Genomic DNA, 12,353 nt, shown 5'->3' with positions numbered 1-12,353 from the left:
TGCCTTATGTGGCGCGGCCGACGGTCGCGCGCAGGCGCGGATCGACGACGGTGTAGAGGATGTCGACCACCAGATTGATGGTGACGAAAATCAGTGAGACCATCAGCAAGTAGGCGGCCATAATCGGGATATCGACGTTTTGCACGGCCTGTACGAACAGAAGTCCCATGCCGGGCCATTGGAACACGGTTTCGGTGATGATCGAAAATGCAATAACCGAGCCAAACTGCAGGCCGGCTACCGTGATCACCGGAATCAGCGTGTTCTTCAGCGCGTGGCCGAAATGAATGGCACGGGTTGTCAGCCCGCGGGCGCGGGCAAAGCGGATATAATCTGTCCGAAGCACTTCCAGCATCTCCGCGCGCACCAGCCGCATGATCAGGGTCATCTGGAACAGGCCGAGCGTGATCGAGGGCATGATCAGCGCCTTCAGGCCCGACAATGTGAGCAGGCCCGTGGTCCACCAACCCAGCTTGACGACTTCGCCCCGGCCGAACGAGGGCAACCAGCCCAACGTCACTGCGAACAGGTAGATCAGAAGGATGCCGATCAGGAAAGTCGGCAGCGAGATGCCAATCAGCGAAACCGCCTGGAATAATTTGGCGAGCAGGGTGTCGCGCCTGAGCGCCGAATAGACGCCCATCAGGATGCCGGAGACCATTGCAAATACGGTCGCGCAGATCGCAAGTTCCAGCGTTGCCGGCATACGCTCCATCAACAGCGTCGAGACCGGCTGGCGGAACTGATAGGAGACGCCGAACTTGAATTGCGCCGCATCGGCGAAATAGCGCACGAACTGCACCGGCACGGGATCATCGAGGCCCAGCGACTTGCGCACGGCGGCGCGTTCGGCCGCCGGCGTATCAAGCGAGACGATCTGGTTGATGGGGTCGCCGGCGAAGCGGAACATCGAGAACGCGATGATGCCGACGGCGAACATGACGCCGATGGCCTGAACGGCCCGGCGAAGAGTGAAAGCGAGCATGCCTTCCACTTTCCTTGAGTGTGCGTCTGGCCGACGTCTTTGTCAGCCGAAAAGGAAAGGTCCCGGTAGCCTGACGCTGCCGGGACCTTGTGTTCAACTGACGCTATTCCTTCTTGGTCGCCCAGTGGAACATGACCAGATTGTCGGCGCGCTGCGGCAGGTTGACCTTTTTCGATACGCCCCAGGCCAGCGCCTGCTGGTGCAGCGGAATATAAGCCCAGTCCTTGATGCTGATCTCATACGCTTGCTTGATCAGCTGGTTGCGCTTTGTGGTGTCGGTTTCGACCAGCACCTTGTCGGTGATGGCGTCGAATTCCTTGTTGCAATAGCCGCCGAGATTGGCCTCGCCGCGCGATGATTTCGCATCGTCGCGACAGCCCATAATGTCGTAGAGCACGTTATGGGAGTCCATCGTGCTCGGCGTCCAGCCCAGCATGTAGAACGAGGTCTGATAGCCGCCCTGCTTCAACACCTTGGCGAAGTATTGCGCCTTGGGCTGCGCCAGCAGATTGATCTTGACGCCGATGCGGGCAAGCATGCCCACGACGGCCTGGCAGATCGCCGCGTCGTTGACGTACCGATCGTTCGGGCAATCCATGGTGACCTCGAAGCCTTCGGGGTACCCGGCCTCGGCCAGGAGCTTCTTGGCACCATCTGGATCGAACTTCGGCCGGGTGAACTCCTTGGACAGCACGAACAATTCCGGAGCGATCATCAGCGCCGAGGGCGTGGACAGCCCGCGCATCACCCGCGTCTTGATCAGCTCGATGTCGATGGCTTTGTAGAAGGCTTCGCGGACCTTGACATCCTTGAACGGGTTCTTGCCCTTGATGTTGGAGTAGAGCAGCTCGTCACGCGTCTGATCGAATCCGATGAAGATGGTGCGCAACTCAGGGGCCTTCAGCACCTGGGCATTCGGGCTCGCATCGACGCGGGAGATGTCCTGGATCGGCACCGGCTCGATCACGTCCACTTCACCCGAGAGCAGCGCGGCGACGCGGGTGGCATCGGACGAGATCGGGGTGAAGATAATCTCCTTCAGGTTACCTTCCATCTTGCCCCAGTAGTTGGGATTGGCCTTGAACACGGTCTTCACACCGGGCTGATGGCTTTCGATGATGAAGGGACCGGTGCCGTTCTCGTGAAGCGAGGCATAGCTCGGAGAGGTCGCGGACACCGGCGTCGGCTCGACCGCTTTGTTCTCCTCAGCCCATTTCTTGTCCATGATGTACCAGACATCCCACGACGAATTTAGGATGGGATTGGGCGAGGGCAGGACGAAATCGACTGTGTAGTCGTCGACCTTGACGACCTTGACGTTGGGCGCCAGCCGGGTCTGCATGTTCGAGTTCTTGTTGCGGACGCGATCGGCGGAGAACAGCACGTCGTCGGCGGTGAAGGGGTCGCCGTTATGAAATTTGACGCCCTTGCGCAAATGGAAGCGCCAGCGGGTCGGCTCCGGTGTCTCCCAGCTCTCAGCCAGCGCCGGGATGATCTTCAGGTCCTTGTCGCGCGCGGTGAGGCCTTGATAGACGTGACCGAGATGAGCGTGCGTGGTGGACTCGTTCAGCGAATACGGATCAAGCGACTTGAGATCGCCCTGGTTGGCGTAGCGCAGCGTCTGGCTCGACGCCGGCGAGACCGCCAACGCAAGCATACTGGCGAGCGTCGCCGCAAACAGACTTCGTCCGACTGACATTCTTGACCTCTCCACTCGCCCGCACCGTCATTTTTGATTGTTCGGCGGGGCTGATCGAACCATGTTGCCCAGAGTTCTCGACCCGTGCAAGCGCCATTCCAGCAAGGAACGCGCCAAGTTGCACCGCTGTGCAGCAATGCTGACCGGCATGACGGGAGGACGGGCGCGGCCGCGGCCGATTTTGATTGACCATATCCGCCGATCGGGGAAGCCGGAGCGCCGCCACCGGCTTCAGGTCGCTTGCGTTGTACACCGCCTCGCGGCGATACTGCAGTAGGCCGCTCGAATCTCATCTGGAGGGGACATGAAAGTTAACATCGAAATCGACTGTACCCCCCTCGAAGCCCGTCAGTTCATCGGATTGCCCGACCTGGCACCAATGCAGACGGCGGTCATGGACAAGCTGCAGCAGCAGGTTCTGAGCAACATCGACAAGGTCTCGCCGGAATCGCTGATCCAGAGCTGGTTCACCTTCGATCCAAAGCTTGCCGAGCGATTTCAGGACATGTTCGTCACCATGGCCGGCCTCGGCGGCACGCGCAGCGGCGATAAGAAGAAATAATGCCGCCCGGTCCGGACGGGCCGCAGACCTCAGGCCGGCTTCGTCCGCCGGGCCTTGCTTTGCTGCTCGCCGAAGCCCGTGGGTTGCTCGAACTCAACGCCAGCCTGCTGCTGTCGCCGGTCCTGATGCGGGCGCCAAAAGGCGACGGCCATCCGGTGCTGGCGCTGCCTGGCTTCCTCGCCAGCGATCTCTCGATGGCGCCGATGCGGCGCTATCTCAGCGAGCTTGGCTATGAGGCACATGCCTGGCGGATGGGCCGAAATTTCGGCGGGTTCGGACGGATGCGGGATTCGTTGCGCGCCCGTCTAGCCGAAATCCATGCTGCGAGCGGCCGCAAGGTCAGCCTGGTCGGATGGAGTCTCGGCGGCGTCTATGCGCGCGATCTCGCGCTCCAGGCGCCCGACATGGTCCGCAATGCCATCACGCTCGGCAGCCCTTTTGCCAATGACATACGGGCGACCAATGCGACGCGGCTCTACGAGATGATGTCCGGCGAGCGTGTCGAGGATTTCGCCGAGCTGCGCGTGGCGATCGCCGGCGATCTTCCGGTGCCGGCGACGTCGATCTATTCGCGCGCCGACGGGATTGTGAACTGGCGGACCTGCCTGCTGCGTCCCTCCGACCGTGCCGAGAACATCGAGGTGCACCTGGCGAGCCATATCGGGCTTGGGGTGAATCCCGCGGCGCTGTGGGCCGTGGCGGACCGCCTTGCGCAACCGGAGGGAGAGTTCTGGCCATTTGACAGGGCAGGGCCGTTTGCCATTGCATATGCCCCGCCGGAACAGGCAGTATCGGCCTGACGAGAAGCGCCGCCTAAGGCGCCCGTCAAATACTCGGGAGGGAACTATGGCTGACGGTAAGAAGCTGTCGTCGCTGGACGCGTCGTTTCTCTATCTGGAAACGCCGGAAATGCCGATGCATGTCGGGAGCATGGCGATCTTTCGTCTGCCGGACGACTACAAGGGCGACTTCTTCGAAGATTTCAAGGCGATGATCGTCTCGCGCCTGCACATCGCGCCGATCCTCAAAGCGCGGCTGGAGAAGGCGCCGCTCGATATCGATCATCCCTCCTGGATCGAGGACGATCAGTTCGACATTGACCGTCACATCTTCCGCGCCAGCCTGCCGCAGCCGCGCGACCGCGCTACGCTCGAACGCATCGTGGGCTGGATGCACGCCAAGCTCTTGAACCGTGCCCGCCCGCTCTGGGAGTTCTACGTGTTCGAGGGCATGAAGGACAACGAGGTCGGGCTCTATTCCAAGATGCATCATGCCGCCATCGACGGCGGCGCCGGTGCGGCGCTGACCAACATGATCTACGACATCTCGCCGATCCCGCGGAAGGTCGATCCGCCGACCGCGGGAGCGAAGCCCGGGCAGGAGCCGCGCGACATCGCAGCGAACCTGGTCGATTCCTACCAGCAGCTTTTCACCCAGCCGCTCGATCCATCGGCGGCCGCGAAGAATCTGCAGCTGCCACGCACCGGCAAGAGCGATATCGGTTCGATCCTGTTCGACAATGCGATGTACCAGATCGAGAGTGCGGTGCGCTTTGCCGGCAACATCCCAACCATGGTCAAGAGCGTCTCGGACGTGCTCGGCAAGATATCCGATCCAAAATCGCGCGAGAGCCTCGCCAGCATGGTCTCGCCGCCGACCATGCTCAACAAATCGATCTCGTCCGAGCGCAGCTTCGCCGGTGTCTCGATTTCGCTGTCGCGATCCAAGGCGCTGGCCAAGCAGGCCGGCGGCAAACTCAACGACGTCGTGCTGGCGCTCGCTTCCGGGGTGGTCCGGCGCTACCTGCAGCAACATGGAACGCTGCCGGCGAAGTCCTTGACCGCTGCCGTACCGATCTCGCTGCGCGAGGAGGGCAACACCGACGCCAACAACCAGGTGTTCGGCATGATCTGCTCTATCGCAACCAACATCGACGATCCCAAGGCACGCCTGGAAGCCATTATCGCGCAATCGACCAAGTCCAAGGAGATGTCGCATCCACTGCGGGCTCTGATGCCGCAGATCTCCAATATCTCGATGCTGGGCGCGCCGATTGTCGTGCAGATCATGGCGCTGCTCTACAGCCGCTCCGACTTGTCGAATGTGTTGCCGCCGGCTGCGAACATTACGGTGTCCAACGTGCCGGGGCCGCGGCAGACGCTCTACGCCGCGGGCGCGGAGCTGTTGCACATCTTCCCGGTATCGATCTCGACGCACGGACAGGCGCTCAACATCACCGTGCAGAGCTATCGCGACCAGCTCGATTTCGGCTTCATCGTCGGCGCCAACATCATTCCGCACGTGCAGGTGATGTGCGACATGCTGCCGGAAGAATTCGCCGCGCTCGAGGCTGCCTATGCTTCGCCCGCGGCGGACATAAAGGGCGCCGCTGAGTAGGAATGTTCCGATGATTGAAATGCCACCGCTCAAGTTCGTACAGACGAACGGAATCCGCATGGGCTATTACGAGGCGGGCCCGGTCACAGACAAGCCGCCGATGGTGCTGTGCCATGGCTGGCCCGAACTCGCATTTTCCTGGCGCCACCAGATCAAGGCGCTGAGCGAGGCCGGCATCCGCGTGATCGCGCCGGACCAGCGCGGCTACGGCGCGACCGACCGGCCAGAGCCGGTCGAGGACTACGACATCGAGCACCTGACCGGCGATCTGATCGGCCTGCTCGACCATCTTCAGATCGACAAGGCGATCTTCGTCGGCCATGACTGGGGCGGTTTTATCGTCTGGCAGATGCCACTCCGGCACATCGACCGGGTCGCCGGCGTGGTCGGCATCAATACGCCTCATACCAACCGCGCCTGGGCCGATCCGATCGAACTCCTGCGCGCGCGCTTCGGCGAAAAGATGTATATCGTGCAGTTCCAGGATCCCGCGCGTGAGCCCGACAAGATCTTTGGCAGTCGCGTCGAGCAGACCTTCGATGCCTTCATGCGCCAGCCCGTAGCGCGCCCGGCAGATGCTCCGGCGGAGGAAGTCGTCGCGGGTGTCGGTGCCTCCCCGCGACTGAACCTGGCATTTCCGCAGATGATCGCGGGCTACGATGCGAAGCACGATCCTCGCACGCCGATCCTGTCGCCCGAAGAGAAAAAGGTGTTCGTGGACAATTTCACCAGGACGGGCTTCACCGGCGGCATCAACTGGTACCGCAATATGTCCCGCAACTGGATGCGCGCCGAAGGGCTCGATCATACGGTGCGCGTGCCGTCGCTGATGATCATGGCCGAGAACGACGCGGTGTTGCCGCCGTCTTCCGCCGATGGCATGGACAAGCTGATCCCCGATCTGGAAAAATATCTGGTCCGCGACAGCGGCCATTGGACGCAGCAGGAGAAGCCGGAGGAAGTCAGCGCCAAGCTGATCGAATGGCGTAGAAGGCGGTTTGGCTAGCTCGCAACGACGGCGTTGAATACCGAGGCAGGGGAAGCACTTTTAATGTCATCGAAGAACCGTCTGGACCCGATCCCGCAGCCGCCGACCAAGCCGGTGGTCGGCAACATGCTGTCGCTGGATTCGGCCGCACCGGTGCAGCATCTGACCCGGCTTGCCAAGGAGCTGGGGCCGATCTTCTGGCTCGACATGATGGGCTCGCCGATCGTGGTCGTCTCCGGCCACGATCTCGTCGACGAGCTCTCCGACGAGAAGCGTTTCGACAAGACGGTGCGCGGTGCCCTGCGGCGGGTGCGCGCGGTCGGCGGCGACGGCTTGTTCACGGCCGACACCAGGGAGCCGAACTGGAGCAAGGCGCACAACATCCTGCTCCAGCCTTTCGGCAACCGCGCCATGCAGTCCTATCACCCGAGCATGGTCGACATCGCGGAGCAGCTCGTGGGCAAATGGGAACGGCTCAACGCCGACGACGAGATCGACGTCGTCCACGACATGACGGCGCTGACGCTGGATACGATCGGCCTGTGCGGCTTCGACTACCGCTTCAATTCGTTCTACCGGCGCGATTACCACCCCTTCGTCGAGTCGCTGGTGCGCTCGCTCGAAACCATCATGATGACGCGCGGCCTGCCGTTCGAGCAGCTCTGGATGCAGAAGCGGCGCAAGACCATGGCTGAAGATGTCGACTTCATGAACAGGATGGTCGACGAGATCATTGCGGAGCGCCGCAAGGGAGGCGAGGCGACCGACAAGAAGGATATGCTTGCGGCGATGATGACGGGCGTCGATCGCTCGACCGGCGAGCAGCTCGACGACGTCAACATCCGCTACCAGATCAACACGTTCCTGATCGCAGGCCACGAGACCACCAGCGGCCTGTTGTCCTGCGCGCTCTATGCGTTGCTCAAGCACCCCGACATTCTCAAAAAAGCCTATGACGAGGTCGACCGCGTCCTCGGTCCCAATGTCGACGTGCGTCCGACCTATCAACAGGTCACGCAGCTCACTTATATCACGCAGATCCTCAAGGAGGCGCTGCGGCTATGGCCGCCGGCGCCGGCCTATGGCATCTCCCCACTGAACGACGAGGCTATCGGCGGCGGCAAGTACAAGCTCAGGAAGGGCACGTTCACCACCATCCTGGTGACCGCGCTGCATCGCGATCCCTCTGTCTGGGGTCCCAACCCGGATGCGTTCGATCCGGAGAATTTCAGCCGGGAGGCGGAAGCCAAACGGCCGATCAATGCCTGGAAGCCGTTCGGCAACGGCCAGCGCGCCTGCATCGGCCGCGGCTTCGCCATGCACGAGGCCGCGCTCGCGCTCGGCATGATCCTCCAGCGCTTCAAGCTGGTCGACCACCAGCGCTACCAGATGCATCTGAAGGAAACGCTCACGATGAAGCCGGAAGGCTTCAAGATCAAGGTCCGTCCGCGCGCCGATCGCGAGCGCGGCGCCTATGGTGGACCTGTAGCGGTGTCGTCGGCGCCGAAGGCACCGCGCCAGCCCACCGCGCGCCCCGGCCACAACACGCCGATGCTCGTACTTTACGGCTCCAATCTCGGCACCGCCGAAGAGCTGGCGACGCGGATGGCCGACCTTGCCGAGATCAACGGCTTTGCCGTGCATTTGGGGCCGCTCGACGATTACGTCGGCAAGCTGCCGCGGGAGGGCGGCGTCCTGATCATCTGCGCCTCCTATAACGGCGCGCCGCCGGACAATGCGACACAATTTGTCAAATGGCTCGGCGACGAGCTGCCGAAGGATGCGTTTGCCGATGTGCGCTACGCCGTGTTCGGCTGCGGCAACAGCGACTGGGCCGCGACCTATCAATCGGTACCGCGCTTCATCGATGAACAATTATTGGCGCATGGTGCGCGCGCGGTCTATCCGCGTGGCGAAGGCGATGCGCGCAGCGATCTCGACGGCCAGTTTCAGAAATGGTTCCCGGCGGCCGCCCAGGTCGCGACCAAGGAATTCGGCATCGACTGGAATTTCACCCGTACCGCGGAGGATGATCCGCTCTACGCGATCGAGCCGGTCGCGGTGACCGCCGTCAACACCATCGTCGCCCAGGGCGGCGCGGTGGCCATGAAGGTGCTGGTCAATGACGAGCTTCAGAACAAGGCCGGTTCCAATCCGTCGGAGCGCTCGACGCGCCACATCGAGGTGCAGCTGCCGTCCAACATCACGTATCGCGTCGGCGATCATCTGAGTGTGGTCCCGCGCAACGATCCGACGCTGGTGGATTCGGTTGCCCGTCGCTTCGGCTTCCTGCCGGCCGACCAGATCAGGCTTCAGGTCGCCGAAGGCCGCCGCGCGCAATTGCCGGTCGGCGATGCCGTGTCAGTGGGCCGCCTGCTCAGCGAGTTCGTCGAGCTCCAGCAAGTGGCGACACGAAAGCAGATTCAGATCATGACCGAGCATACGCGTTGTCCGGTCACGAAACCAAAACTGCTGGCCTTCGTTGGCGAGGAGCCTGAAACACTCGAGCGTTATCGCAGCGAGATTCTGGCCAGGCGAAAATCGGTGTTCGATCTGCTGCTCGAATATCCGGCCTGCGAATTGCCGTTCCACGTCTATCTGGAAATGCTCTCGCTGCTGGCGCCGCGCTATTACTCGATCTCGTCTTCGCCGTCGGTCGACCCGGTTCGTTGCAGCGTCACGGTCGGCGTGGTTGAAGGACCGGCCGCCTCCGGCCGCGGCACGTACAAGGGTATCTGCTCGAACTATCTCGCCAATCGACGCGCGGGCGACGTTATCCATGCAATCGTGCGTGAGACCAAGGCCGGCTTCCGGCTCCCGGACGATCCATCCGTGCCGATCGTCATGATCGGCCCGGGCACGGGACTGGCGCCGTTCCGCGGCTTCCTCCAGGAGCGCGCCGCGCGCAAGGCCAACGGCGCCGCGCTCGGCCCGGCCATGCTGTTTTTCGGCTGCCGTCATCCCGGTCAGGATTTTCTCTACGCGGACGAGCTGAAGGCGCTGGCGGGGAGCGGCATCACCGAGCTGTTCACGGCGTTCTCGCGCGCGGAGGGGCCAAAGACCTACGTGCAGCACGTCCTCGCTGCGCAGAAGGACAATATCTGGCCGCTGATAGAGCAGGGCGCGATCGTCTATGTCTGTGGCGACGGCAGCAAGATGGAGCCCGACGTGAAGGCGGCGCTGGTCGCGATCCATCGCGAGAAGAGCGGCAGCGATGCCGCCACGGCTGCCCGCTGGATCGAGGAGATGGGTGCAAAGAACCGGTATGTTCTGGACGTATGGGCGGGTGGATAACCCGGCAGCCGGACGTGCTAAAGCTCTCGCATGATTCCCTGGGAAAAGATCGATACCGCCAAAATCCCCGGCTCCGATGAAGAGCTTCGCCTGATGCGGCGAGGCAAGGAGTTCTCCATCAAGCTCGGCACCAACGAGCTGATGAACAACCGCCTGTCGGGCTCGGAGGCCGCGCTCGCCACGCTTGCGGCGAAGCAGATCGAGACGGTCGCAAAACCTGTCGTCCTCATCGGGGGCCTGGGCATGGGTTTTACGCTGCGTGCTGCGCTGACCGTGCTCGGAAGCAAGGCGAAGATCGTGGTTTGCGAGCTCGTGCCGGCGGTGGTCGCCTGGGCGCGGGGTCCGATGGCGCAGGTGTTCGGCGACAGCCTCGATGACTCCAGGGTGAGCATTCGGGAAACCGACGTTGGCGAAATCATCCGGGCGCAGCGGTCGGCATTCGATGCCATCCTCCTCGACGTCGATAACGGGCCGGAAGGGTTGACCCGGAAGGGCAATGATGCGCTCTACAATGCGAGCGGGTTGAAGGCGGCGAAGACGGCGCTGCGGACGGGCGGCGTGCTCGCGGTCTGGTCCTCGGGGCCCAACCCGGCCTTCACCAAGCGGCTCGGGAGCGCCGGATTCGACGTCAACGAAGTCAATATCCGCGCCACCGGAAGAGGCGGTGGCGCACGTCACGTGATCTGGATGGCGAGGAAGAGCTAGGCCGCTTGCCCAGCAACCGGTTCGATCGTCAGAACATCGTGTTGTTGTTCGCCGGATTTTCCGGGATCGGTTGCACGACGTCCCAGTGTTCGACAACCTTGCCGTTCTCCAGCTTGAAGATGTCGACGATCGCATTGCCCCTGCTGCCGGGCTCGCGTACCGCGTGAACGTGCAGGATGACGTAGTCGCCATCCACGAAGCTGCGCTTGATCTCGCTGTGCGAGTTCGGGAATTTATCCCGGAGGAAGCCGATGAACTTTCGGAATCCGTCCGGACCATCGGCCGCGTTTGGATTGTGCTGGACGTAGCGGTCGCCGACATAGGCGAGGGCTGCATCGGCGTCCTTTTGGTTGAGCCCCTTCTCGTAGAACGCAAGGACAGTTTTGCGATTGGCTTCTTCTTGCGCGCCACCCGCCATCGCGGCGCCGCTGGCGAGGGACAGCGTGAGGACTGAAGCAGCGACGATTGCGGCCGACCGGACGATGAGATGCATGTGAACTCCGAGAGGCCGCGGCCTCTTTGTTGGCGATTGAGGTTCTCAGCGATTGAAGGAGGCCTGTATAGCTTTCGCACCGGCACGCGTTAAGAGAGTAACCGGCAGCTCACATGGTCACCGTGAGGAGACTGTCTGCGTCGGTCAATCTACGCCGCCTGCACCTCCGCGCCATGGGCGTGCTTGGCGATGGCGTCGATGATGTCCGGCCAGAACCGCATCGGCAGCGCGTGGCCCATGCCGTCGATCATCAGCAGCTTGGCCCCCGGAATTGACTCTGCCGTGTCCCTGCCGCCCTGGGGGCGGACCAGCGGATCGACGGTGCCGTGGATGACGAGTGTCGGCGTCTTGACGCCATGCAGCCGCTCCTTGCGGCTACCCGAGGCGAGCACCGCGCGGAGCTGCCGGCCGACACCGGCCGGATTGAGCCCGCGCGCGAACACGCGCTCGGCACGACCGGGATCGAGCGCCTCTTCCTCCGGGAAGGACCCGGCCCGCAACACGTTCCAGGTCTGGCCGTAGCGGACGATGAACTCCTCCTTGCTGCGCGGCGGCGGCGCCATCAGCATCGCGGCGGCCTCGCGTGTCGGGGGCGGCAGGCGCGGATTGCCGGTCGTCGACATGATCGAGGTGAGCGAGCGCACCCGCTCGGGAAACGACAACGTCACTTCCTGCGCAATCATGCCGCCCATGGACGCCCCGACCAGGTGCGCCGACTTGACGCCGAGCGCATCCATCAGCCCGACAGTGTCTTTTGCCATGTCGATCAGCTTGTAGGTTGCGGCCACGGGAATCCTGAGAAACCGGAGCTTCAACAGCTCGAGCGGCGTCAGACGCTTGCCGCCTGTGAGATGGCTCGACTTGCCGATGTCGCGATTGTCGAACCGGATGACGCGAAAGCCGTGCGCGGCGAGCTGCTCACAGAACGCATCGTCCCAGTGGATCATCTGGGCGCCTAACCCCATGATCAGAAGCAGCGGCTCGGCACTGTCGTTGCCGAAAGTCTCGTAACAGATGTCGATGCCGTTGGCGTGGACGGTTTGCGGCGGATGATAGGCGTTCACGGGTGCGTTCCCTCGGCTTTTGATTAATGCTGTATCGCACGGTTTCCCCTCGCAATGAAGCCGCGTCCGCGACACCGGACCCGCTGCTTGCTGGTTGACCGGCACCGCGCAACGGTGTGGTATGGCGAAAAAGGAAGGGCATCGAAGCTCTCGCTTTCAGGAGGAC

10 protein-coding genes are annotated in these 12,353 nt (G+C 62.7%); 6 read left to right on the top strand and 4 right to left on the bottom strand.

What is annotated here, in order from left to right:
- Positions 1-4: 4 nt before the first annotated feature.
- Both IVB50_RS40565 and IVB50_RS40560 read right to left on the bottom strand, forming a co-directional pair.
- Positions 5-985, bottom strand: coding sequence for an ABC transporter permease (locus tag IVB50_RS40565; RefSeq protein WP_007607877.1), 981 nt, complete (start codon positions 983-985; stop codon positions 5-7).
- A gap of 103 nt (positions 986-1,088) precedes the next feature.
- Positions 1,089-2,684 carry an ABC transporter substrate-binding protein gene (locus tag IVB50_RS40560; RefSeq protein WP_018457035.1) on the bottom strand — a complete coding sequence of 532 codons (1,596 nt, stop codon included), beginning with the start codon at positions 2,682-2,684 and terminating at the stop codon, positions 1,089-1,091.
- A 304-nt stretch (positions 2,685-2,988) separates the two neighbouring features.
- Here IVB50_RS40560 and IVB50_RS40555 point away from each other — a divergent pair, with 304 nt between their 5' ends.
- Genes IVB50_RS40555 through IVB50_RS40530 form a run of 6 tightly spaced genes read left to right on the top strand, consistent with a single transcriptional unit; the run spans position 2,989 to position 10,630 of the window.
- Complete coding sequence (locus tag IVB50_RS40555) at positions 2,989-3,246, top strand: DUF6489 family protein (RefSeq protein ID WP_007593837.1); 258 nt, start codon at positions 2,989-2,991, stop codon at positions 3,244-3,246.
- Positions 3,246-4,046, top strand: a complete 801-nt coding sequence (locus tag IVB50_RS40550; RefSeq protein WP_018457034.1) for an alpha/beta hydrolase — start codon at positions 3,246-3,248, stop codon at positions 4,044-4,046. Before IVB50_RS40555 ends, IVB50_RS40550 begins: the two co-directional genes overlap by 1 nt.
- A gap of 46 nt (positions 4,047-4,092) precedes the next feature.
- Entirely contained in the window at positions 4,093-5,643 is a 1,551-nt protein-coding gene (locus IVB50_RS40545) for a wax ester/triacylglycerol synthase family O-acyltransferase (protein WP_018457033.1), read from the top strand.
- A gap of 10 nt (positions 5,644-5,653) precedes the next feature.
- Entirely contained in the window at positions 5,654-6,649 is a 996-nt protein-coding gene (locus IVB50_RS40540) for an alpha/beta hydrolase (protein WP_018457032.1), read from the top strand.
- 45 nt (positions 6,650-6,694) lie between these two features.
- Positions 6,695-9,925: a cytochrome P450 gene (locus IVB50_RS40535; protein WP_247300235.1), complete on the top strand. Its 3,231-nt coding sequence runs from the start codon at positions 6,695-6,697 to the stop codon at positions 9,923-9,925.
- 30 nt (positions 9,926-9,955) lie between these two features.
- Positions 9,956-10,630, top strand: a complete 675-nt coding sequence (locus tag IVB50_RS40530; RefSeq protein WP_247300233.1) for a spermidine synthase — start codon at positions 9,956-9,958, stop codon at positions 10,628-10,630.
- A gap of 28 nt (positions 10,631-10,658) precedes the next feature.
- Here IVB50_RS40530 and IVB50_RS40525 read toward each other — a convergent pair whose 3' ends face one another.
- Positions 10,659-11,123 (bottom strand): nuclear transport factor 2 family protein, encoded by a 465-nt coding sequence (locus IVB50_RS40525; protein WP_018457029.1) that lies wholly within the window; start codon positions 11,121-11,123, stop codon positions 10,659-10,661.
- 149 nt (positions 11,124-11,272) lie between these two features.
- Positions 11,273-12,187, bottom strand: a complete 915-nt coding sequence (locus IVB50_RS40520; RefSeq protein ID WP_018457028.1) for an alpha/beta hydrolase — start codon at positions 12,185-12,187, stop codon at positions 11,273-11,275.
- Between the last annotated feature and the right edge of the window lie 166 nt (positions 12,188-12,353).

Origin of the sequence: Bradyrhizobium sp. 87, assembly GCF_023073015.1 — a bacterium.
In the GTDB taxonomy this organism is placed as follows: domain Bacteria; phylum Pseudomonadota; class Alphaproteobacteria; order Rhizobiales; family Xanthobacteraceae; genus Bradyrhizobium; species Bradyrhizobium canariense_D.
This window is presented reverse-complemented; position numbering and strand designations above follow the sequence as displayed.

Bases quoted from the DNA above. Each gene is read 5' to 3' on its own strand.
- IVB50_RS40565 (WP_007607877.1), bottom strand. From the start codon at position 985: ATGCTCGCTTTCACTCTTCGCCGGGCCGTTCAGGCCATCGGCGTCATG.
- IVB50_RS40555 (WP_007593837.1), top strand. From the start codon at position 2,989: ATGAAAGTTAACATCGAAATCGACTGTACCCCCCTCGAAGCCCGTCAG.
- IVB50_RS40560 (WP_018457035.1), bottom strand. From the start codon at position 2,684: ATGTCAGTCGGACGAAGTCTGTTTGCGGCGACGCTCGCCAGTATGCTT.
- IVB50_RS40545 (WP_018457033.1), top strand. From the start codon at position 4,093: ATGGCTGACGGTAAGAAGCTGTCGTCGCTGGACGCGTCGTTTCTCTAT.
- IVB50_RS40550 (WP_018457034.1), top strand. From the start codon at position 3,246: ATGCCGCCCGGTCCGGACGGGCCGCAGACCTCAGGCCGGCTTCGTCCG.
- IVB50_RS40525 (WP_018457029.1), bottom strand. From the start codon at position 11,123: ATGCATCTCATCGTCCGGTCGGCCGCAATCGTCGCTGCTTCAGTCCTC.
- IVB50_RS40535 (WP_247300235.1), top strand. From the start codon at position 6,695: ATGTCATCGAAGAACCGTCTGGACCCGATCCCGCAGCCGCCGACCAAG.
- IVB50_RS40530 (WP_247300233.1), top strand. From the start codon at position 9,956: ATGATTCCCTGGGAAAAGATCGATACCGCCAAAATCCCCGGCTCCGAT.
- IVB50_RS40540 (WP_018457032.1), top strand. From the start codon at position 5,654: ATGATTGAAATGCCACCGCTCAAGTTCGTACAGACGAACGGAATCCGC.